The organism is Pseudoalteromonas sp. SWYJZ98 (assembly GCF_015864495.1).
In the GTDB taxonomy this organism is placed as follows: Bacteria; Pseudomonadota; Gammaproteobacteria; order Enterobacterales; family Alteromonadaceae; genus Pseudoalteromonas; species Pseudoalteromonas distincta.
The window spans coordinates 13919-37327 of the sequence record NZ_JADYXA010000021.1 but is presented as its reverse complement, the minus strand read 5'-3'; the positions used below and the strand labels follow the sequence as shown (position 1 = coordinate 37327).

Here is a 23409-nt window from a genome sequence, read left to right as displayed (position 1 = left end):
TAAATGCGGTTTTTATAAACAGTAGAAACTTTATTCTTTCGTTTCAATCTCTTTAGTAACTTCAGGCTCAGTGACACTTTGCTCTTGTGGCTCAGTGCTTTGTACTTCAGGAGCTACAACCTCAACAGTTGCTGCATTATAAAAAGTAGTACCAGAGCTTGCCATTGTTACCAGTGACTCACATGGAGCAAAGTTAGCATCGCTGTTAGCTAATGTAGACATATCAGAGCTTATTTTACTTGCGCCTAATTTATCCATATAGCTAAACGGGCCACCTAAAAATGGTGGAAAACCAATACCAAATATTGCACCGATGTCGCCATCACGAGGGCTTGCAATAATACCATCATCTAAACAGCGTACTGCTTCGTTAAGCATTTGCGATACACAACGCTTAGCAATTTCGCTCTTGTTTAAACGTGGAGCCGAGGTAACACCCAATAGTTCGTAAACTGACTCATCAACCTTTTTGCCTTTTTTATCGTATTCATAAAAACCACGACCAGACTTACGGCCAAGGCGTTTTGAATCAATCATACGCATAAATGCATCAGGGCCTTTAAAACGCTCGCCTAATTCTTTTTCAAGAATTGGGGCAATTTTAGAGCCAATATCAATACCTACTTCATCAAGTAGAGCCAGCGGGCCTACCGGAAAACCAAACTCAACAAGCGCCGCATCAATCTTTTCAATTGGCTCGCCTGCTAACATTAAGTTAGCAGCTTCGTTCAAGTAAGGCGCTAAAATACGGTTGACGTAAAAACCGGCCATATCTTTTACAACAATTGGCGTTTTACCTTGCTTACGTGCAAAGTTAACAACGCGGGCAATGGTCTCTTGAGACGTACCTTCGTGTGGAATAATTTCCACTAATGGCATTTTTTCCACTGGTGAAAAGTAATGCAAGCCAATTACATTTTCAGGACGTGCTGCCTGCGCTGCAATTTGCGATATTGGTAATGATGACGTGTTACTTGCAAAAATTGTATTTGCTTGGCATTGCTGCTCTACGTCTGCAACCATACCTTGCTTAAGTGCAAGGTCTTCAAACACCGCTTCTATTACTAAATCAATGTGTTTAAAGCCACTGTAGTCAGTTGTACCTGTAATACGGTTCATCGTTAACTGCACATCAGCTTTAGACATAATACGACGCTTAAGACGCTTATCTAAAATTTTGTAGGTGTAGCTCATTGCATTACTAATGCCCTGCTCTGCTACATCTTTAATACGTACCGGTACTTTAGCTTTAACAGCACTTACGTGCGCAATGCCTGCGCCCATTAGTCCACCACCTAAAACAGCAGTTTTGCTTATTGCGGGTGCGTCATCATTGCGCCACTCTTTTTTCATTTCAGTGGTTGCAAAGAAAATACCGCGAAGCGCTTTCGATTCGTCACTCATTACAAGTGTTGCAAAGCTTTCAGCTTCTGTTTTATACGCTTTTAGCTCATCAAGCTCTACACTAGCTCGCACTGCTTTAATAATAGCTAGTGGTGCTGGGTAGTGCCCGCCCGTTTTTTTAAGTACGTTTTCTTTTGCTTTTTTAAAGATAAAGTTACGACCAAACGGGTTTGACTCTAGTAATTTACTAATATTGTCGAGCTTTGGCTCTTTTGCTTGTGGCTTTTTCTTAGTCGCAAATTCTTTTGCAACTTTTAGCAGCACACTGTGCGGTACACAGTCATCAAGCACACCTGCTTTTTTAGCTTGCTTAGGGCGAATCTGTTTACCTGTTAGCATCCACTCTAGTGCTTTTTGAATACCAACAATTTTAGTTAAGCGTTGGGTGCCGCCGCCACCAGGAAGTAAACCAAGTTGTACTTCTGGTAAGCCAATTTTTGTTAAATCACTGTCGGTACCAACACGGTAATCACATGCTAAAGCAAACTCTAAACCACCACCTAATGCAGCGCCATGAATCGCACTTACTGTTGTGTATGGCAATTTTGTCATATCAAAAAACGCTTGATGACATAGCTCGCTAATAGCTAAAGCATCTTCACGCTTTTGAACGCTATCGAGCATTTTTACATCGGCGCCCGCGATAAAGTTATCGCTTTTTCCGCTTATAAATACCATGCCTTTTACATTTTGCGACTTAGCGTCTTCTAGTAACGCTTTTAAATCATCGGCAAAACTGCTGCGCAGGGTATTCATTTTCTCACCCGGCACATCAATCGTTACCACGGCGATTTTATTTTCATCTACCGCTAAATTAAATACTGAATCTGTCATTACGCGCTCTCCAATACAAAGGCTGCACCTAAACCACCAGCAGCACACGCTGTTGTTAATGCTAAACCGCCACCACGACGTTTAAGCTCGTGTAAGCTTTGCGTAATTAAGCGTGCACCTGTTGCTGCAAATGGGTGACCATATGCTAAAGAGCCGCCGTTAACGTTAAACTTATCCATGTTAATTTCGCCAATTGCTTTGCTGCGACCTAAATGCTCTTGTGCAAATTTGTCTGAAGCAAACATTTTCATATTGGCAAGTGTTTGCGATGCAAACGCTTCGTGCATTTCAATTAAATCTAAATCAGCAAGCGTAATACCCGCTCTATCTAGTGCAATAGGCGTTGAATGAGCTGGGCCCATTAACATGTCTTTTTCTACGCCAATTGCCGAAAATGCAAAGCTACGTACGTAACCTAGTATTTCGTAGCCCAGTGCTTTTGCTTTGCTTTCGCTCATCATAAGTACGGCCGCCGCACCATCAGTTAATGGTGTTGCATTTGCCGCGGTAACAGTACCGTGCTGACGGTCAAAAACAGGTTTAAGCTTGGCGTAGCCTTCAACCGTTGAGTTTTTACGAATGTTGTTATCTTCTGAAATAAAGCTTTTATATGGCGGTAAATGCGCCGTCATTACTTCATCTTTTAACTTTCCATCAGCCCATGCTTGCGTTGCAAGTGAGTGAGAACGATGCGCTAACGCATCTTGATCTTCACGGCTAATATTATGTGTTTTAGCCATTTGCTCAGCAGTTTGCCCCATTGAAAGGCCTGTTGAGTACTCTGCAACTGCAGGAGGCACTGGTAATAAATCTTTTAAGCGCAGTTTTGAAAATATTTTTAAACGTTGACCAAGCGAACGCGCTTTATTTAAATCAACTAAGCTGCCTGCTAGCTTTTTACTAACACCAATTGGCAGTACTGATGACGAATCTGCGCCGCCTGCAATACCTACGCTTACAGATCCCGCCATAATAGACTCAGCTACATTAGCGATAGCCTGAAAGCTGGTAGCACATGCGCGCGATACAGAATATGCATCAACCGATACCGGCATACCTGTGCCCAATACAATTTCACGTGCAATATTTGGCGCTTCTGGCATTTGTACTACTTGACCAAATACAAGTTGATCAATTTCTGACTTATTGAAATTTAATCGTTCAAGCATTTCGTTAACCACCAATTTACCCATATCAAGTGCTGGTACATGGTGAAACGCTGTTGCTTGTTTTGCAAAAGGTGTACGTAAGCCGCTAACGATGGCAATACGGTCGCCCTTTGGTGTTTTTAGTATGTTTTGCTCAGACATTTATGCTCTCCCGCTGACAGGTCTGACCTGTTTGTTTTCCTCGATTCTAAACAACCCGTGCCCTAAAGCCAATAGATAAACACAAATTTATATAAACAGTGTTTAATTACGACTATCACAATAGGCTTTTTTAGACGCATTTACAAAGTTTTGTGGTACGCTAAAAATCGTTAAAAAATAACGAACTATTTTAAAAAATACAGTCTAACTCTTGAGTTACCCAATTATAAACCTTATAAATAGGTCAGTATTTATCACCTAACACTATTAGGTACAAACCCAGCTGACGAGGACAGTCCACTTATTATGGCAGCTAACGCATTTTCACAATTAAAAACGTACTTAGATACACAAATCATTGGCCAGCCAGAGCTTACACAAGCGCTACTTATTGCTATTTTAGCTGATGGTCACTTATTAGTAGAAGGCCCTCCTGGGCTTGCAAAAACACGTGCAGTTAATGCACTTGCTAAAGGTATTGAAGGCTCATTTCAGCGCGTACAGTTTACGCCAGACTTATTACCGGCTGATGTAACAGGCACCGATATTTACCGCCAACAAACTAGCGAGTTTGTATTTGAAAAAGGTCCTCTTTTTCACAACCTAATTTTAGCTGACGAAATTAACCGTGCACCAGCCAAAGTACAATCAGCACTATTAGAAGCCATGGCAGAGCGCCAAGTTACCGTGGGTAAAAATACTTATCCGCTTAGCGAACTGTTTTTAGTTATGGCAACGCAAAACCCGCTAGAGCAAGAAGGGACTTACCCGTTACCAGAAGCCCAGCTGGATCGCTTTTTACTGCACCTAAGTATTGGCTACCCTGGCGCAGAGCATGAGCTTGATATACTACGTTTAACACGTGGCGAAGCGCTTAACGAGCAACAACCAGTAATGCAAAAAATTAGTCAAAGCGATTTATTTGCAGCTCGTAAAGAAATATTAGGCCTTTATTTAGCAGAGCCGCTTGAGCAATATTTAGTACAACTTATTATTGCCACCCGTGAAGGCGCTAAATTAGATGCGCAACTAGGTAGCTGGATTGAGTTTGGTGCAAGTCCGCGTGCAACAATAGCACTTGATAAATGTGCTCGTGCTCATGCATGGCTTCAAGGCCGTGACTTTGTAGCACCTGATGATATTCAAGCTGTTGTGCATAACGTACTGCGTCATCGCATTATTTTAAGTTACGAAGCCCAAGCCGATGGCATTACTAAAGATCAAGTAATAAGCCGTATAGTTGAACTTGTAGCCGTACCATAAGTTATGCAAAAACAATTAGAAACCCAAGCATGGCTCAAACAGAGCCATAGCCACGGTGTTAATTTAGCACTCAAAGAGCTGATGTATTACAAAGCCAAAGCGCAATTGCTTGAACTTGCCCCTAAGGTAAAAATAAAAAATACCTTAACAGGACAATACCTTGCACCGCACAAAGGCCGAGGAATGGAATTTGCCGAAGTGCGACATTATCAGCAAGGTGACGATATTCGCTCTATTGATTGGCGAGTTACTGCGCGTACCGGCGAGACTCACACAAAGCTCTTTCAAGAAGAAAAAGAGCGCCCTGTGTTTGTGTTCACTGATTTTTCAAACTCAATGCTGTTTGGCTCAAAGTTACTGTTAAAGTCGGTGCAAGCTGCGCATATAAGCGCCCTTGTTGCATGGTCGGCGTGTCAGCGCGGCGATAGAATTGGCGGTATTGTGTTTAATCAGCACTCGCATTTAGAGCTAAAACCCAGCGCCCGTGAAAAAGCCGTGCTTAAGCTTTGTCATAATTTATGCGACAACCACCAGCAAGCGCTCAACAATATTGATAAAACAGCCCCTAACAACTTTAGCGATAACCTAAAGCGCCTTAATCATTTAGCAAAACCAGGTAGCTTAGTGTATTTAGTGTCTGATTTTAATGCTCTGGATGATGCCAGCTTTAAGCAACTTGAAATATTAAGCCGCCACTGCGAGCTCATTGGTTGCCACATAAGCGATCCGTTTGAGCATCAGTTACCTGCGTTTAAGCAAGCCGTTACTGTTAATGCAAATGGTCAAGACTTTGCCCTACCATTAATGGATAACAGCTTTAGAGAACGTTTTGCTAAAAATGCTGAGCAAGCATTTAGCGCACGCTTTAATCGCCTAACTAAATCGGGTCTTAATTTAATATCATTCAATGCAGCAACACTGCTTGAGCTGCAATTAGTGAGAAAATAACCATGCAAACCAATCCACTCGATGGCCTGCACGATATAATAGCGCCAAGCCAAGTTAATTGGTGGCCACTCGCCCCTGCTTGGTGGGTTATTATTGCACTGCTGTTTTTAGCACTGTGCGCAGCTATTTATATATTTTATAAAAAACATAAATTTAAAAAGCCTAAACGCTACGCAATACAATTGAGTCAAAGTGAGCAAAACCCTCAGCAACTGCATATTATTTTAAAACGTTTAGTGATTGAATATTACGACAAGCGACTTGCTGCGCAATCTACCTCTAAATGGTGCACAACACTTAATACACTCACCGGTTTAAGCTTTACAGAACAAGAAATACTAAGCTTGTATAACCCCAGCCAAAAAGATACAACACTGTGCGAAAAATTTCGCCAAGGTATTAAGCAATTTAAAATAAAGGAGTCAGTAAATGTTTGAATTTAGCTGGCCATGGTTATTTTTATTACTACCCTTGCCTTTATTACTTTTACTATTAAAACCCGCAGCAAGTAATGCCAGTACGCGTTTACGTATACCCAGTTTTGCAAAGCACAATTTAACCAGCCAATGCATCGAGCCACACGCACGACGTTTAAATCCCCTCGAGTGGGTAATTTGGTTATTACTTGTTACTGCTGCTGCCAATCCAATATGGTTAGATGAGCCAATCTCATTACCAAATGAAGGGCGCGATATAATGTTAGCGGTCGATTTATCGGGCTCGATGACCAAACAAGACATGGCTTACAATGGCCAATATGTTGACCGCCTTACCATGGTAAAAGCCGTACTCAGTGATTTTATAGAACAGCGTCAAGGCGACAGGCTTGGGCTGATATTATTTGGCGACACCGCGTTTTTACAAACCCCCCTCACGCGCGACGTTAAAACTGTAAGTAAAATGCTCAGCGAAGCCCAAATTGGTTTAGTAGGACGCGCAACAGCCATTGGTGATGCATTGGGTCTTTCGGTAAAACGCTTTGCCAATAAAGATGAAAGTAACCGTATTGTGGTGCTATTAACCGACGGACAAAATACCGCTGGTAACCTAAACCCAGAAGATGCCCTACTGCTAGCCCGCGAAGAAGGTATTAAAGTGTACACCATTGGTGTTGGCTCAGATAATCCGCGCGGCTTTAGTCTCTTTAATATGGGTGGCTCAAGTGGCAGTAATTTAGATGAAAGCCTACTTAAAAAGATTGCCGAGCAAACTGGCGGATTATACTTTAGAGCCAAAGATGTAGCTGGCCTTCAACAAATTTACGCAGAGCTTGATAAGCTTGAGCCTATTAGCGCTGATGAACAAACATTTCGCCCACAAAGCTCATTATTTTACTACCCGTTACTTATCGCTATTTTACTTATTAGCTTAAAAGTAATGCTTAGTACACTGCGTGCATTAAAGGAGCCAAACTAATGGATTTTGAATTTATTCGCCCCGCTCTTTTATGGTTACTCATACCTGCTGTGGCATTATTTTTTGTTGCCTTAATTAAGCATAAAATAACGACCAGTGAGCAGCTAATTGCACCTCATTTAGCACAATTTATAATGAGCGAAGCAAATACTAAAGCCAGCCAGCCACTTTGGTTAGTTGCTATGTTTTGCAGCCTTGGCATTTTATTTAGTGCTGGGCCTAGTTTTGAGAAAAAACAAGTTCCTGTATTTCAAAGTAAAAGTGCCCGTGTAATTGTTATGGATATGTCGTACTCAATGTACAGCACCGACATTTTGCCAAATCGTTTAATGCAATCACGCTTTAAAGCGCTTGATATGATTGAGCTATTTAAAGAAGGTGATACCGCGCTTGTAGCTTACGCAGGCACGGCCTATGTAATTTCACCACTAACAAACGATGCCACAACACTCAGTAATTTAATTCCAAGCTTAAGCCCTGAAATAATGCCAGACAAAGGCTCAAACGTTTTAGCGGGTCTTGATATGGCCAAAGAGCTATTAACGCAAGCGGGTTATATTGATGGCGACATTATTTTAGTGACCGACGGTATTGACCAACAAGAACAAAGCGACGTGAGTAGCTTTACCAGTAATACCCAATATAGATTAAATATATATGGTGTAGGTACCGCCCAAGGCGCACCAATTAAGTTACCTGAAGGCGGCTTTTTGAAAGACAGATACGGCCAAATTGTAGTACCTACAATTAATGCCTCTCAGCTTAAAAATTTAGCATCGAGCAGTGGTGGTAAATTTGCTAGTTACCAACCTAGCAATAGCGACATAAATACGTTTGCTCCAAATGCGCAGAGTGAATTATTGAAAGACGAAAAACAAAGCCACGCGCTTTGGCGAATAGATGCAGGTATTTACGGACTCTTGTTATTACTGCCATTTGGTTTGTATTTATTCAGACGCGCTGCCTTGCTAGGCGCATTTTTAGCTTTTGGTTTTTTACCGCAGCAAAATGCGTATGCCGTAGAGCTCCCTACTCTTTTGAAAAATGCAGATCAACGTGCATTAGAGGCTTACAATAATAAAGAATACGATGCAGCAACACAGGCGCAATCGAGTGAGTTAAAAGGCGCTGCGCTTTACCAGCAAGGTAATTTTGATGCTGCACTTAATGAGTTTAGTAATGATAAGTCGGCTACCGGTTTATACAACTACGGTAATGCCCTTGCCAAAGCTGGTAAACTTGAGGACGCAATTGAAGCGTACAAACAAGCCCAAAGCTTACAAGATGACTTTACGCAAGCAGCCGATAACCAAGCCTTAGTTGAGCAATTACTAAATCAACAAGAGCAACAAAACCAACAAGATCAGCAAAGCGACGGCGACGACTCTCAAGACCAAGATGAGAGTCAGAAAAAAGATGAGCAAAACCAAGGGCAAAATTCTGATGAGTCAAAACAGGATCAGCAACAAAATGGTGATAAAAGCGATTCTGAAAAAGGCGAAAACGAAAGTCAAAGTTCAAGCGATGAAAAATCTGATAAAGAATCAGATAAAGAGTCTGAACAATCAAAAGATCAACAAGGTGAGTCTGGCGAGCAATCAGATAAGCAAAATGAACCTGATATGCAAGCCCAGCCACAAAGCGAACAAAGGCAAAATAAAGACGCTGATCAGCCTAAAGAGGATGAGCAGCAACAAAGTAAGCCACAAGCAATAAGTGAGCAACCTGCCACTGATGAGCAAAAACAAAATGCTCAGCAACAAGCGATGCAAGCCCAAGCAAGTGAGCTCACTAATGAAGAAAAAGAAAAAGCACAACAGCTTAATCAACTACTTAGAAAAGTCCCGGACGATCCGGCTATTTTATTACGGAATAAAATGCAATTAGAAGCCCAAAAAAGACAATACAAACGTCGCCCTACAGGAGTCGAAAAATCATGGTAATGCGATTATTTTGCTGTTTATTGCTATTAAGTGCGATGCCTTCGTGGGCTGCCACCAAATTAGAAGCCAGCGTAGATAAAAATCCTGTATTAGCGGGTGAATTTTTTATGCTTAATATATCGGTAGACGATACAGTTAAAGGCGAGCAACCAGACACCTCATCGCTGTTAAAAGACTTTGTTGTAGGCCCAACAAGCTTAAGCTCTCGTACCAACATTATTAATGGCAGCATTAATAAACAAACTACGTGGTCAGTTAAACTAATGACCCGCACAGAGGGTGATTACACGATACCGGCATTTAGCGTTGCAGGGTTAACCTCACAACCTATTAAATTAAAAGTGGCAAAACGCTCAGTTGATGCAGATAAAAATAACGAAATATTTTTAAAAACGTCGCTCTCAAGTAATTCATTATTTGTCCAAGAAGCCGGTGTTTACACTGTTAAGCTCTACCTTGCTAAAGAACTGCTTGATGGCAGCTTAAGCACACCAAGTATGGAAGATGCTCAGCTAACCCAATTAGGTAAACAAACTGAAAGTTATGAGCTAGTTGATGGCAAACGCTACCTTGTTATTACTCGTGAGTATTTGATTCAGCCACAAAAAAGTGGTGCCTACACGATTGCAGGCCCTGCGTTTCAAGGGCGAGTACAGCAAAATTACCGCCAACTGGAGGTATCTGCTCTTGGCGATGATCAGCAAGTAGAAATAAAACCAATCCCGAGTGACTATAAAGGTGCATGGTTACCAAGCGAATTGGTTAACCTTGATGAAGAATGGCAACCTAACGACAACACAGTAGAAGTAGGTACGCCTATAACTCGTACTATTACACTTACCGCGCTTGGAGTTACAAAAGAGCAATTACCTGAAATCTCTATGCCTACTATTGATGGCATACGCAGCTACCCTGATAAAAAAGAAAATAACAATGCAGTGCGAGACGGACGCGTTGTGTCGCAGCAAACGGCATCATATGCCTTACTGCCGCAAAAACCAGGTACTTATACTTTGCCTGAAATAAAGCTGCCTTGGTTTAATACCAAAATGAACCGTATTAGCTTAGCCACATTACCAAAGCGTACTATTACAGTAACGCCAAGTACTACCGCGCCTAATACAGCCATAGCAAACCCACAACCCAGCACAAATAATTCACCTACTCTTGAAAATATTTCGAATCAAGCAACTGGCACACAACCTATTGAAACTAAAAGTGATACTCCTCTTTGGTTAATAGTTGTTGCCGCTTTAGGGTATATTTTATGGATTGGTACTGTAATTTTTTACTTAATAAGCCGTTCTACTAAAAATACGACTGAAAAATTACAGCTAAACACCCGTGGTACTTCTCAGCCAAGCTTAAATGAGCTTAAAGCATTAGCCAAAACACACGATGTGAAAGCCTTTTACACCGCATTAAATAACTTTTCTGTAAAGGTGACCCATAAAAATGTTGGCGCGATTGATGAGCTCTGCATCCGCGTAAACAGCAGCGAGCTTAATGGTCTCATTAGCCAATTGCAGGCACAACTTTATAGTAATAAAGGCGCAAACACGGATCTTAATGCTATTATTAAAATCCTTGAGATCTATCAAACTCAGGCATCAAAGTCGCAACAAGCTGTATTAAAAGACCTTTATGATTAATAACTACGAACCTTAGGTCTTTTTTTGCAATAACTAATAATTTTTAATTAAAAAAGTGCTTATGCTTGGAAAGAAAAAATCAAACAATCAGGTCTTAATCGATATGGCAGAGAAACAAAAGCGTTATGAAGCCTTGGTCCACGTTTACAATAAAGAGCTTTATCGCTTTGCTTATTGGTTATGCCGTGATCCGCACATAGCAGATGATTTAGTACAGGAAACGTTTTTACGCGCATGGCGTTCACTCGACTCTTTACTTGATCAAAAGGCAGCTAAACCTTGGCTGCTTACTATATTACGAAGAGAAAACGCACGCCGATTTGAACGTAAACAGTTTGATTGCAGCGACGTAGAAAACGATACGCTTGTTGATGAAACCAGCCATTCATTAGACGATGAAATGGAACAAACGGTAATTCAACGCCAGATTGCACTGCTATCTGATGAATACCGAGAGCCATTATTACTGCAAGTTGTAATGGGCTGCTCTGGTGAAGAAATTGCAGGCATACTTAATTTAAATAAAAACACGGTAATGACTCGTTTATACCGTGCCAGAAATCAACTTAAAGAGGCTTTAAGCCGTGATGATGAACAACTTAAAGGGGCATCAAAATAATGGATGAACTTGAGTTTCGTCGCCGCACTATTGCGCAGCCAAACGACATTGACAAGGAGCTTATGGAGTTTGCTGACAATAACCCAGAGCGACAAAGTTTTATTAACGATATGAAAGGTTTTGATAAATTCATTCGAGATTCTTTAGATATACCTGTGCCTGAAAATCTTGCAGACCGCATTCTTTTAAACACATCGTTAAAAGAAAAAGCACTCCAAGAAGAACAAGCAACTGGTAAAAACGTGGTTGATGCTCGATCGCGTTTTAAGTTTGATCGTGTACATCTTGCGTTAGCAGCGTCTTTTGTAGTGGCGATTAGTGCCTTCTTTTTTAGTACAGAGCAAAATATTGCACACGAAGCAGGTGAGCATGCGCTTGCCCATGTGTACTACGAAATTAATGCGCTTGATAAAAAAGAGCCCATTAGCCTACAAAGCGTTAACGACAAGCTTGCAGTATTAGGTGGTCACCTTGATGAGCTTCCTGGCGCTGTAACTTATGCCATGTTTTGTGATTTTAAAGGCGAAAAAGGACTGCATTTAATATTTGAGTCTGATTTTGGTCCAATGACGGTATTTATAGTGCCTTCTGAAAATAAATCATTTGGTTTTGGAGATGACAGCTTCCGCGATGAGCGCTTTGAAGGTCACATTAATCGTGGCTCACAAGCTGATACTATTTTAGTAGCAAGTCTTGGAGCACCTCTAGATACTTATAACGAACGCGTTACTGGCGCTATTCGTTGGCTTTAAAATAGACAAATTTACCGCTTAGTTTCTACTGAGCGGTTTTTTTATTAAATACCCTCTAATAAACCCTCCCTTTATACCCAAAACCTCTGATTTTTAAAGTAATTAATTAAATTTCTAAAGAAAGTAAATTATAATCGCGGCTCGATTTTAATTAGGGTATTTCATGAAGAACATCATCGTTATTTTTTCATTATTGGCATTATTATGTACTGCCAGTTTTGATGCACACGCACGTAAAAAGTTTGGCAGTAGTAAACGCGGACAGACACCTGCAACACAACAAACAGCGCAAAAACAGCAAACAGATACAACAACACCTAAAGCCACATCAAATAAAAAAGGCATTATGGCAAGCGTTTTTGGAGGGCTTTTAGCGGGTGGCTTAATTGCAGCAATGTTAGGCGACGATTTTGAAGGTTTTCAGCTATTAGAAATTATTTTATTAGCTGGCGGACTCTTTATTTTATTTAAGCTAGTAACGGGCTTTTTACGTGCTAATCGTGCCCCACAACTTGCCAGTGCAAGTACAAGTGCTCAGCAAAATGCTTTTAAACAAGCACCTATCGAGCAACCAACAAGTACAGGCTTTGCAAGCAGCGCCCCACAAGGTGAAAGTGTGCCTTTTAATTTACCACCTAACTTTGACGTTAATGGCTTTTTGCAAGGTGCCCGTAGTCATTACCATACGCTACAAACTGCATGGAACAATGCCGATTACTCCACAATGGCTGAATACTTAAGCCCTGCACTTGTTGCCGAGTTTAAAGCTGAACGTGAAGCTATACAAAGCGTAGAAACAGAAGTGATGTTTATTGATGCCGAACTTGTGCGCGCAGATACAAACACGCAATCGTGGCAAGTTAGTGTTCGCTTTAAAGGTAAGTACCGTGATTTAGGCGATAAAAAAGAAGAGCCTATTTTAGAAATTTGGCACTTAGAGCGTCTAATTTCAGACGACGCTCCATGGCTAATAGTGGGTGTTGAAGATTTAATTGATACTCAATAATTTTATATTGTTTAAAACACCGCGCTCTTAACGCGGTGTTTTTTATTTAAAAAACAATTGATTTACCACGTCCTGATGCTTCAGAAGCGGCATCTAATTGGCCCTCTTTATTAATAATAACGTGTAAGTCACCAAAGTGGTTCTCATCTATGGTGTAACCCATTTTTGTAAGCTCTGCTTTTACGCTATCGGTTAAACCTATGTGTGTTCTAATTATATTTTTAGGCCACAGTTGATGATGAAAACGAGGGCTATTTACAACCTGCTCTGCAGTCATATCAAACTCTACCGCATTTAAAATAGATTCGTACACAGAGCTAATAATTGTTGTGCCACCTGGCGAGCCTGTCACCATTTTAACGGTGTTGTCTTTAAGGAGTATTGTAGGCGTCATAGAGCTAAGCATACGCTTGTGCGGCTGTATTTCGTTAGCTTTGCCGCCTATTGCACCAAACACATTCATAACGCCTGGTTTGGCACTAAAATCGTCCATTTCATCATTTAAAATAAACCCTGCACCTTCAACAACTACACCGCTACCAAACCCTAAGTTTATTGTGGTGGTATTTGCGACAGCGTTACCCATTTTATCAACGATTGAAAAGTGTGTAGTTTGCTCACTTTCTTTAAGGCCCGGTTTAATATTTTCGGTAGTCGAGATAGCGGTTAACGAAATGCCATTACTGCGCTCTTTGAGGTAGTTAATATTAGTTAATGCGTTGACTGGTACATCAAAAAAATCAGGATCGCCTAAATACTCCGCCCTATCTGCAAATACACGTTTACCTATTTCAGAAAGTAAGTGTACATACTGAGTAGAGTTATGCGCTAAGCCCGCATCTGGTTTTTGTAGCTCATACATTTTAAGCCACTGTAAAATAGCAATACCACCTGAGCTCGGCGGTGGAGAAGTAAGTACTTCATAACCATTCCAACTCGCTTTAATAGGTGTACGTGATTTAGCGGTGTAACCTTTTAAATCATCTTGATTAATTATACCGCCATGTTGGTGCATAAATTTAGCAATAATATTTGCAGTTTCGCCTTTATAAAACCCATCTTGGCCGTTATCACGGATACGCTTTAGCGTTGCCGCTAACTCGGGTTGCTTAAATACTTTATTAGCTTTTACATCAGCAAAGTATTTTTCGAAGTTTACATTTATTTTTTGCTCTTTTAGGTGGGCTATATAATTGCTCACACCTTTTGCTAACTTAGGCGGAACTACAAACCCTTGCTCAGCCAACGTTACCGCTGGTTGTACTAATTCTTCCCACTTTAAAGTGCCATGTTTTTGATGGGCAAGCCACATGCCCGCTACGCTGCCAGGTACACCGCTTGCGTGAATACCATATATTGATTTGTTTGCAATAACATTACCTTGCTCATCTAAATACATATCACGATGAGCCGCTGTTGGCGCTGTTTCGCGATAATCTATAAAATCGCCCTTGCCATCTTTTTGAATAAGCATAAATCCCCCGCCGCCAATATTGCCGGCTTCAGGAAGCGTTACTGCAAGTACAAATTGTGCCGTAATAGCCGCATCAACAGCATTACCGCCTTGCTCTAATATACTTTTAGCAGCATCGGCACTGAACGAGTCAGGCATTGCTACCGCGCTTTGCGATAAAGGCTGCGCTAAAACACTAAAAGCAGCGAACTGTAAAACCAGCACACTTTTGACAATTAATTTACTTGGTGCAAAAAACAATCCCATACAACATCCTTAATTTATTATTTTTTAGTTACGCATTCTTATTAATGCACGTCACTTAAGGACAGGTCAATCTTTATACTGTTGATATTTAATCATCTTTAAACATTTTTTGAATAAAGCACCGCAGGTAAGTCGCCTTGCTCGTCTGTATGTGTATAATTTTTCATAAATTGCAGACCTAGCTTTTTCATTATATTTATAGAGGCCGTATTATCTTTTAGTGCCGTTGCACTTATCGCCTTAATGTCATCTTGCTTTATAAGTTCATCACATAATGCTAAAGCCGCCTCGGTTGCATAACCATGCCCCCAACTTGCTTGCTTAAAGCGCCAGCCTATTTCAATATCACTGTAGTTTGGTGCATCAGTAAAAAAGCACATAGGCCTTATTAATATCCAACCTATAAATGTATTGGTTTGCTTTATAGTGATACTCCACAGCCCCCAGCCTTTAAGCTCATTTCGATATGCGAGCATACGAGGCACTCCCTCATTTTTGATTTGCTCTAAAGAGGTAGGTTCACCTCGTGTTAAATACTGCATTACAGCTGGGTCTTGATCGAGTTCAAATAGTTGAGGCCAATCATGCTCATTCATTAATTTAAAATTTAATCGTTTTGTTACGGGGGCGTTCATTTTCATTGTTGTATAGTCTGCCTCGAATTAATTATCAGTCTCTAAAGGAGATAGCACATGAATAAATTAGCAGGTTTAGCTTTATTAGGCACTTTAATTACATTAACTGGTTGTGAAGATGCCAACGAAGTAAAAGAAGATGCAAAAGATAAAAGCGCACAAATGCAAGAAAAGCTTGGTGATGCATGGAACGACGTTAAAGAGACAACTAACGATCTTAAAAATGACGAGTCTTTAAACGAGCTATTAGAGCAAAGTAAAGCAATGGGCTTAGACATGTACGACGACGGCAAAGAGATTGCGGTTGACGCATGGATTAAAAGCAAAGAAGCTGCTGGCGAGTTAACTGAAAAAACTAAGCAAAAAGCGCAAGAAATTGCTGACGAAATTGAGCAAGCGCGTCAAGAACATAACGAAGGTTAATTAAACTTTCGATAATAAAAAAGGAAAGCCTAGGCTTTCCTTTTTTGTTTTGGGCTATTTAATCCAGATATGCGTTTGCATATAGGACTTATAAGCTCAAATTAACCTTTGTACTTACTCATAACTAAAGTCGCGTTTGTGCCACCAAAGCCAAAGCTATTAGACATTACAGTATTTAACTCAACGTCACGACGCTCAGTAATAATATCTAAACCTGCTGCTTGCTCATCTAACTCATCAATATTAATTGAAGGTGCTACAAAGCTGTGCTCTAGCATTAATAATGAGAAAATAGCTTCGTGAACACCTGCAGCACCTAATGCATGACCTGTCATTGCTTTAGTTGCACTGATCATTGGTGATTTACCACCAAACACTTCTTGTATCGCACCTAACTCTTTAACATCGCCTACAGGCGTTGATGTGCCGTGCGTATTTAGGTAATCAATACTATCTACATCTTGCATAGCTTGGCGCATACAACGTGCTGCACCTTCGCCCGATGGAGCAACCATGTCGTAGCCATCTGATGTTGCACCGTAGCCAACAATTTCAGCGTAAATGTGCGCGCCACGTGCAAGTGCATGTTCAAGTTCTTCAACGACAACAATACCGCCACCACCAGAAATAACAAAACCATCGCGATTAGCATCGTATGTACGAGATGCTTTTTCAGGTGTTTCATTGTATTTAGTAGAAAGTGCGCCCATAGCGTCAAATTCCATTGCTAATGTCCAGTGTAGCTCTTCACCGCCACCAGCAAAAATTACATCTTGCTTACCAAGTTGGATTTGCTCTACAGCGTGGCCAATACAGTGCGCAGATGTTGCACAAGCAGAGCTAATTGAATAGTTAACACCTTTAATTTTAAATGGTGTTGCTAAACATGCTGATGTAGTGCTTGCCATAGTACGTGGCACCATATAAGGCCCTACGCGTTTTACGCCTTTTTCACGTAAAATGTCAGCAGCTTCTACTTGCCATTTAGACGAACCACCACCTGAGCCAACTAATAAACCAGTACGTTCGTTAGACACTTGATCGTCAGATAAGCCTGCATCTTCAATTGCTTGCTGCATTGAAATATAAGAGTAAGCAGCAGCATCTCCCATAAAGCGCATTGCTTTACGGTCAACGTGTGCTTTAACGTCAATATCAATTTTACCCGATACGTTACTACGTAACTTATAATCGGCAAATTCTTGATTAAAAGCGATGCCGCTTTTACCCGTTTTTAACGATTCTAATACTTCTTCTTTGTTGTTACCTATACTTGATACAACACCGATACCTGTAATTACAGCTCTTCTCATGGGTAATTCCCTTAGCTTAATACTTAATTGCATTCTATTTTACGCGAATTTAATCACCTAAGTGGTCAGCTTTCTAGCGTACACTTGTACTCTGAACTGCTAGCTTATAAATAACGCCAGACTATTTCAAAGAAAACCCGTAAAATAATTAAAAAATATATCTATAAAATTAAAAAATTATGATCAAAAATGCACATATACACTTTAATAACTTAGGTACACCTTTCGCTAATGACTTCGGTGATATTTATTTTTCTAATGACGATGGCTTAGCTGAATCGCATTATGTGTATTATGAGCAAAATAATATAGATGCACGATTACAAAATCATGACCAGCCACATTTTGTTATTGCCGAAACCGGCTTTGGTACAGGTTTAAACTTTTTAAATACATGGCAACGCTTTACTGACCACGTTGCACGTCAACAAGTTCAAAATCAATTAGATAATGGTGTTAAACGCTTACACTTTATTTCATTTGAAAAATATCCACTGCACATAGATGATTTAAACAAAGCGCTACTGGCATGGCCTTCATTAAGCGACTTTAGTAACAAATTATCTAAACAATACCCGATTAATTTAGAAGGATGCCACAGACTCGAGTTTGACAATGGACTTGTTGTTCTCGATTTATACTTTGGTGATGCACTTGAATCAATACAAGCAATGAGCTATCCGCAATCAGGAATTGTTGATGCTTGGTATTTAGATGGTTTTGCACCAAGTAAAAACCCCGAAATGTGGCAGCAAAGTTTATTTAATTCTATGGTCAATATATCAAGGACAGGCGCCACCTTATCAACATTTACTTCAGCAGGTTTTGTTCGCCGTGGATTAATTGATGCAGGCTTTAATACTAAAAAAGCCAAAGGCTTTGGCCAAAAAAGAGATATGCTTGTTGGCCAACTAGAGTGCGTAGATGATGCTCAATCAGCTCCTGCATATTTTCATCAAGATAGCAGCGCTTTAAAAAATGTAGCGGTCATTGGCGGCGGTATAGCCAGTAGCTGCATTTTATATAGTTTGGCTAAACGAGGTATAGCAAGCCAATTACTCTGCCAAGATGAAAAACCAGCTATGGGGGCATCGCACAATGTACAAGGTGCTATTTACCCTCACCTACAAGCAAAAAACTCGCCGCACAGCGAATTGTTTGCACATAGCTTTTTATACGCCAAACGCCTGTATAACAACTTACTTAGCAGTGGTTTTAATTTTGATTACGATTGGTGCGGCGTATTACAACACGCAGTAAAAAAGCCTCTAGCTGATAAGCACGAAAACCTAGCACAAAAACAACTGTGGCCAACCCAGCTAATGCGTAACGTAACCGCAGAGCAAGGCGACGAAATAGCAGGCGTAAAAACAGGTTATTCGGGCATGTTTTTTGAACAAGGCGGCTGGGTTAACCCGCCACAATTAGTAAACGCCATGTTAAGCGCTGCAAATAGCATAAGCCCATTTAAAAGCGTATTTAACTGCAATATAAAGCAGCTTAAAAAAACTGATAGCGGTTGGTTTTTATTAACGAATGATGAGCAGCTAGGCCCTTTTAGCGATGTAATTATTTGTGCAGGCGAGCACAGTGATGCATTTGAGCAAACAAAAGCGCTACCTATAGTAGGCGTGCGCGGTCAGGTTTCACATATTGAGGCAAGTGAGCAATCACGCAAACTTAAAACAGTGCTATGCCATAAAGGGTATTTTACCCCGGCTTATTTAGATCATCACTGCATGGGTGCCACATTTGAAAAAAACACTAAAAGCCGTCAAGTTACAGCGCTCGACAACCAATTAAACCAAGAGCAACTACTTAGCTTTTATCAGCAAAGTGAATTTGCCTCTACCCTTGGCAATATAACCTCGGCAAAAGCAGCTGTTCGCTGCACATTTATAGATCACCTACCAATGGCTGGGCAATGGTGTGAACAAAGTGATTACACTATGGCTTTTGCTAACCTACGTTTAGGTAAACGCTATCAATATGAGAAACTTAATAAGCCACAACAAGGCCTACATATATTTACCGGCTTTGGCGCCCGCGCTTTATGTAGCGCACCGCTAAGTGCAGAACATCTCGTAAGTTGTTTAAATAACGAGCCTCGCCCATTAAGCGAACGTGTGAGCCAAGCTATTCACCCTGCTCGGTTTATAGTGCGAGACTTAATTCGTAATAAAATTTAAATGAGGTATGCACATTAAAACAATAGGTCTAATGTGCATATAAATTAAAAACATAAATTATTTCGAACTAGACAACCTTTCAACTAATTCAACACGGCGATTTAGTTCACGACCTAAATCATTTTTATTAGTTGCAACGGGTGAGTAAGGACCTGCGCCTTGAGCTAATAACCTTGCTTTAGCTACCCCATAATCAGCAATTAATGCGTTAACAACCGCATCAGCACGGCGCTTTGAAAGGTTTAAATTATAATCAGGCGAGCCTTTATCATCAGTATGTCCAACAACATATAAACTCAACTTTTTATTTTTTTCCATTACTTGAGCAATAACATCTAACGCCTCTTTAGATTCAGCTTTAATAGTGGCTTTATCATAATCAAATAAAATACCGTAAATAGACGCCTTTCCTTTTTGCTCTAACTGCTCAAGAACTTTATCACTATTCGTTTCTATTAAGCCTGTCACTAAGGGCTCTGTACGAGCAACAACAAGCTGAATACGAGAATCGCCATTATAGTTACCTATAAAAAAGGCAACGTAGGTAGTTTGCTCATTTAGAGTGTTTTTCATAACTTGATATCTAGGTCCGCGAAAGTAATTACTAACAGATTTAATTGCCAGCTTATCGCCTAATGCTTGAATCTCTTTTCTTTTTGTACCGCATTTATCTTTTTGACAAGAAAATACGGTTTCAAAACCTTCTTTGGTTAAAGCACTCACATAGTTATGATAAATTTTTAGCGTCGATACTTTATTCGCAATATAAGTAATTCGCGTTAAATCACCTGTAACATCAAGTATAGGAAAAGCATTCGCTTTTTTATCAAATTTTCCAGTTGGAATGCTAAACTCTTCATAGTCAACATTTTGATAATCCTCAATATAGCTACCGGGATAACGACTTAATAAAGGATGATCTGCAGAACCTTTAAGATCTTCATGTGTAGATTTTTTTATTTTATCACTAACTTTTTTCTTGAATGCTTCAAAATCAGCTTTTATTAGCCCAGTTTCAATTTCTTTAATATTAACTGTCGTCAAAAGCGCTTGTGTCGTATTTTTATATTGTCCAACAAATAACGAAATGGCAGCCTCAGGAACCTCTCCTTTTGTTGCGTAAATATAATGTGGCTGTCCGTAATAACTAGACACGTTGAAATAGCTCGACTCTTCGGCTAGCAATTTATCCTCTCGCTTTTCATAACAATCGTTTAAAGAACATGTATACAAAACTTTAAATCCAGCGTCACTTAAAGCGTTTTTGTAGTTTTCCATTACCTTTAAAGAAGCAACATTCTTTATTTGATAAGAAAAATGACTTACATCTCCAACAAATGTCTTATATTCACATTGCTGAGATTTTTTTAGCGCAGGGTTAAAGGCTGATACAAGTTGTGTTTCTTCACCCGATAAAGTGACTTTTCTCTCTAATTTCGCATCGGGGTAAGCCGTTAATAATGGCTTTGCTTGCAGGTTAAATATGCAGCACAGGTAGGTAGTACAAATTAAAAGTACTTTGATAATATTATTTTTCATAAAAATTCCTTTTAAAGTATTAGTTTACATTAGCACTATGCCTAATGAGCAAACTTAATTCAACGATCCTTATTTGCGTAACTTTTTCAAACTTCAACGTGTAACTGGAGTGCAGCCATATTAAGAGTTGTATAATGCGTCGGTTAATAAGTTGTTTAAATAATGAACCCCGCCCATTAAGCGAACGTGTAAGCCAAGCTATTCACCCTGCTCGGTTTATAGTACGAGATTTAATTCGTAATAAAATTTAAATGACAAAGGTGCTTATTGAGGTAAAATGAGTACCAATAAATGGAATTTATTATTTAAAGGACTTTAATGAAAACTTTAGCATTTTTAATAATACTGCTATGCACTCTATCGTTTAATGTACTTAGCCAAAACGTCACTGAAATCCCACTTCCTGAAGAGTTTGTTACAACAATGGATGTAGCAGGTGAATACCCAATGGTTCGCACTGGTTATTTAACAGATTCAATTTCTGATATCGCTCGCTTTTATCAGCAAAAATTAGGTGAGCCGTTAAAAACAAACGGCAATAATACATATCGCACTTTGTTTTATAATTACCAAGAACATAAAGTTCGTATTAGTCTATATCGCCGTAGTTATGTGACCGAAGTAAGTATAATGGTTGAATAAAAAGTTCTAAAAAACACGCCAAAAGTAGCTAATTTTAATGCTCAGTTAAGTATTTAATTTTAATTAAAGTATTTTTTGAAATTAGCTCATTTAAACTCTTTTTTACCCTTTAAAAATTATCCCCTACCCCAAGGTATATTTGTAAGCACATTACTTTTACTATTTATTGGAAGGAGTTAATTATGAGTAAGACCCTAATTATTGGCGCAAGCGGACAAATAGGTAAAATGGCAACTGAGCTACTTTTAAAAAATGAGCAAAATGTTGTGGCATTAGTGCGTGACAAAAATAAGCTAAGTGATTTAAACAGCTCTTTTTTAACTATTGTTGAGCAAGATCTTGAAGGCGATTTTGGCGAAGCAATAAAAGGCTGTGACCAAGTGATTTTTGCTGCAGGTTCTGGCGGAAATACGGGCGATGATAAAACTGTACTTATTGATTTATGGGCTGCAACTAAAGCAGCTACCTTTGCTAAAGAACATGGCGTTAAACACTTTATTATGGTCAGCTCAATCGGTGCAGACGACCCAGATTCGATTCAAGGTGATTTAAAACCTTACTTAGTTGCTAAGCACATGGCTGACGAGCACTTAATCAATAGTGGTTTAAATTACACCATTGTTCGCCCTGGTACATTGACTGATGATAGCGCTTCAATGCAAGTAACGACGCAGCGCCCAAGTGATCGTTCTGAGGCTAAAATTAGCCGTGAAAACGTAGCCAATGCATTATTACATATTGCGACTAACTCATTTATTAGTAACCGCATTTTTGAGTTATTTGATGGCGACAAACCAATTAAAGCCGCTGTTAAATAAGCTTTAATACCAATTTATTTAAACGTATAAACAATTATTTCAGATTAGTATAGTTCATCGATAAGGCAAAAAATTACAGTGTAGTCGCTCTGCATCGGTAGTTTTTAGGCAATGAGTTATTTAATTCGCTTAAGTGATTTATGTTTAATAAAATTAAATTTACTCCACTAAGTAAATTAGTGGAGTAATATTTTAATACCTTGCCAACCGAGTTGTAGCGTTAATAACGTTAAAACGACTCTAAAAATACGCTTAAATTTATCCCCAGCCATCCTTTTAAGTAATTTAATTCCAAACCAAGTACCTACAGCACCACTTATTACCATAGCAATTACAAGCGGCATCCATTGCCAAAAGCTAAAGCCAACAGCACCATAAATTACCGCTTTTAATAAATGCTGCACACTCATAATGCTCGAAAACGTTGCCGTAAATTTTAACTTTTCGTAATTATTTATATATAAACAGCTACCAACTAATGGCCCGCTCGCTCCCACAAACATAGAAATAAAAGTCGTTATGCCACCGGCGACCATACGCCATAACTTAGAGGTTAATTTTACTGGCGGTGTTTTACCCCACAGTAAATAAATAACAAAAATAGCGACCACTAACTTCATAGCATCAAGCGATATATCATTAATAACAAAACTTGATAACCCCGTCCCTACTAAGCCGCCTAACGCAAAATATACAAACATGCTTTTATCAATATGCTTAAAGCTGAGTAATAACCTATTTGCATTAGAGCCAAGCTGTACTAAACCATGCACAGGCACAACAACTGCCATAGGCATAAACGACGCCATAACAACAAGCAGCATTAATCCGCCACCCGCACCAAATGCAGCAGATACAAAAGAAGTAAACCCAGCTGTAATTATCAACGATAAAAGCAAAAATAAAGACATACTGTCGGGAAATAAAAAGTCCATAAAACTCCACTGCCTATTTAGGTACTTTAAAGTCGCAGTATCTTAAAC

20 protein-coding genes are annotated in these 23409 nt (G+C 39.7%); 13 read left to right on the top strand and 7 right to left on the bottom strand.

Going from position 1 to position 23409, the window contains the following annotated elements; translation table 11 throughout:
* Positions 1–30: 30 nt before the first annotated feature.
* A complete protein-coding gene (fadJ, locus tag I6F10_RS12805; protein WP_165743664.1) occupies positions 31–2238 on the bottom strand; it encodes a fatty acid oxidation complex subunit alpha FadJ in 2208 nt (735 codons plus the stop codon).
* The gene (gene fadI, locus I6F10_RS12800) at positions 2238–3548 is read right to left on the bottom strand and encodes an acetyl-CoA C-acyltransferase FadI (protein ID WP_165743662.1); all 1311 of its coding nucleotides are present in this window, start codon (positions 3546–3548) and stop codon (positions 2238–2240) included. The genes fadJ and fadI overlap by 1 nt, the downstream gene beginning before the upstream one ends.
* Before the next feature lie 306 nt (positions 3549–3854).
* On the opposite strand from fadI, the gene I6F10_RS12795 reads away from it, so the two are divergent.
* From I6F10_RS12795 to I6F10_RS12755, 9 genes are all read left to right on the top strand, one after another.
* Positions 3855–4811 (top strand): AAA family ATPase, encoded by a 957-nt coding sequence (locus tag I6F10_RS12795; protein ID WP_004335627.1) that lies wholly within the window; start codon positions 3855–3857, stop codon positions 4809–4811.
* A 3-nt stretch (positions 4812–4814) separates the two neighbouring features.
* Complete coding sequence (locus I6F10_RS12790; RefSeq protein WP_197098936.1) at positions 4815–5759, top strand: DUF58 domain-containing protein; 945 nt, start codon at positions 4815–4817, stop codon at positions 5757–5759.
* 2 nt (positions 5760–5761) lie between these two features.
* Positions 5762–6196 (top strand): DUF4381 domain-containing protein, encoded by a 435-nt coding sequence (locus I6F10_RS12785; RefSeq protein WP_004335624.1) that lies wholly within the window; start codon positions 5762–5764, stop codon positions 6194–6196.
* Positions 6189–7175, top strand: a complete 987-nt coding sequence (locus I6F10_RS12780; RefSeq protein WP_165743660.1) for a vWA domain-containing protein — start codon at positions 6189–6191, stop codon at positions 7173–7175. The genes I6F10_RS12785 and I6F10_RS12780 overlap by 8 nt, the downstream gene beginning before the upstream one ends.
* Positions 7175–9118, top strand: a complete 1944-nt coding sequence (locus tag I6F10_RS12775) for a VWA domain-containing protein (protein WP_165743658.1) — start codon at positions 7175–7177, stop codon at positions 9116–9118. The genes I6F10_RS12780 and I6F10_RS12775 overlap by 1 nt, the downstream gene beginning before the upstream one ends.
* Positions 9112–10770 carry a BatD family protein gene (locus tag I6F10_RS12770; protein WP_165743656.1) on the top strand — a complete coding sequence of 553 codons (1659 nt, stop codon included), beginning with the start codon at positions 9112–9114 and terminating at the stop codon, positions 10768–10770. Before I6F10_RS12775 ends, I6F10_RS12770 begins: the two co-directional genes overlap by 7 nt.
* A gap of 61 nt (positions 10771–10831) precedes the next feature.
* Entirely contained in the window at positions 10832–11389 is a 558-nt protein-coding gene (locus I6F10_RS12765; RefSeq protein ID WP_033011540.1) for a sigma-70 family RNA polymerase sigma factor, read from the top strand.
* The gene (locus tag I6F10_RS12760; protein ID WP_165743654.1) at positions 11389–12141 is read left to right on the top strand and encodes a DUF3379 family protein; all 753 of its coding nucleotides are present in this window, start codon (positions 11389–11391) and stop codon (positions 12139–12141) included. The genes I6F10_RS12765 and I6F10_RS12760 overlap by 1 nt, the downstream gene beginning before the upstream one ends.
* A gap of 163 nt (positions 12142–12304) precedes the next feature.
* Complete coding sequence (locus tag I6F10_RS12755; RefSeq protein WP_165743652.1) at positions 12305–13147, top strand: Tim44 domain-containing protein; 843 nt, start codon at positions 12305–12307, stop codon at positions 13145–13147.
* Between the two features lie 46 nt (positions 13148–13193).
* Here the strand turns inward: I6F10_RS12755 and ggt are convergent, their stop codons facing one another.
* Positions 13194–14867 carry a gamma-glutamyltransferase gene (gene ggt / locus I6F10_RS12750; protein ID WP_004335612.1) on the bottom strand — a complete coding sequence of 558 codons (1674 nt, stop codon included), beginning with the start codon at positions 14865–14867 and terminating at the stop codon, positions 13194–13196.
* 98 nt (positions 14868–14965) lie between these two features.
* A complete protein-coding gene (locus I6F10_RS12745; RefSeq protein WP_165743650.1) occupies positions 14966–15508 on the bottom strand; it encodes a GNAT family N-acetyltransferase in 543 nt (180 codons plus the stop codon).
* A gap of 51 nt (positions 15509–15559) precedes the next feature.
* Between I6F10_RS12745 and I6F10_RS12740 the strand changes: the two genes are divergently transcribed.
* Entirely contained in the window at positions 15560–15925 is a 366-nt protein-coding gene (locus tag I6F10_RS12740; protein WP_024596750.1) for a hypothetical protein, read from the top strand.
* 101 nt (positions 15926–16026) lie between these two features.
* Here I6F10_RS12740 and fabB read toward each other — a convergent pair whose 3' ends face one another.
* Positions 16027–17238 carry a beta-ketoacyl-ACP synthase I gene (gene fabB, locus I6F10_RS12735; RefSeq protein WP_024604462.1) on the bottom strand — a complete coding sequence of 404 codons (1212 nt, stop codon included), beginning with the start codon at positions 17236–17238 and terminating at the stop codon, positions 16027–16029.
* A 179-nt stretch (positions 17239–17417) separates the two neighbouring features.
* Between fabB and mnmC the strand changes: the two genes are divergently transcribed.
* The gene (gene mnmC, locus I6F10_RS12730; RefSeq protein WP_197098935.1) at positions 17418–19427 is read left to right on the top strand and encodes a bifunctional tRNA (5-methylaminomethyl-2-thiouridine)(34)-methyltransferase MnmD/FAD-dependent 5-carboxymethylaminomethyl-2-thiouridine(34) oxidoreductase MnmC; all 2010 of its coding nucleotides are present in this window, start codon (positions 17418–17420) and stop codon (positions 19425–19427) included.
* A gap of 57 nt (positions 19428–19484) precedes the next feature.
* Here mnmC and I6F10_RS12725 read toward each other — a convergent pair whose 3' ends face one another.
* Positions 19485–20966 carry an OmpA family protein gene (locus tag I6F10_RS12725; protein ID WP_165743644.1) on the bottom strand — a complete coding sequence of 494 codons (1482 nt, stop codon included), beginning with the start codon at positions 20964–20966 and terminating at the stop codon, positions 19485–19487.
* Positions 20967–21284: 318 nt separating this feature from the next.
* Between I6F10_RS12725 and I6F10_RS12720 the strand changes: the two genes are divergently transcribed.
* Both I6F10_RS12720 and I6F10_RS12715 read left to right on the top strand, forming a co-directional pair.
* Complete coding sequence (locus I6F10_RS12720) at positions 21285–21608, top strand: hypothetical protein (RefSeq protein ID WP_004335602.1); 324 nt, start codon at positions 21285–21287, stop codon at positions 21606–21608.
* 182 nt (positions 21609–21790) lie between these two features.
* The gene (locus I6F10_RS12715; RefSeq protein ID WP_165743642.1) at positions 21791–22426 is read left to right on the top strand and encodes an NAD(P)-binding oxidoreductase; all 636 of its coding nucleotides are present in this window, start codon (positions 21791–21793) and stop codon (positions 22424–22426) included.
* Between the two features lie 176 nt (positions 22427–22602).
* Here I6F10_RS12715 and I6F10_RS12710 read toward each other — a convergent pair whose 3' ends face one another.
* Positions 22603–23361: a sulfite exporter TauE/SafE family protein gene (locus I6F10_RS12710; protein ID WP_165743640.1), complete on the bottom strand. Its 759-nt coding sequence runs from the start codon at positions 23359–23361 to the stop codon at positions 22603–22605.
* Between the last annotated feature and the right edge of the window lie 48 nt (positions 23362–23409).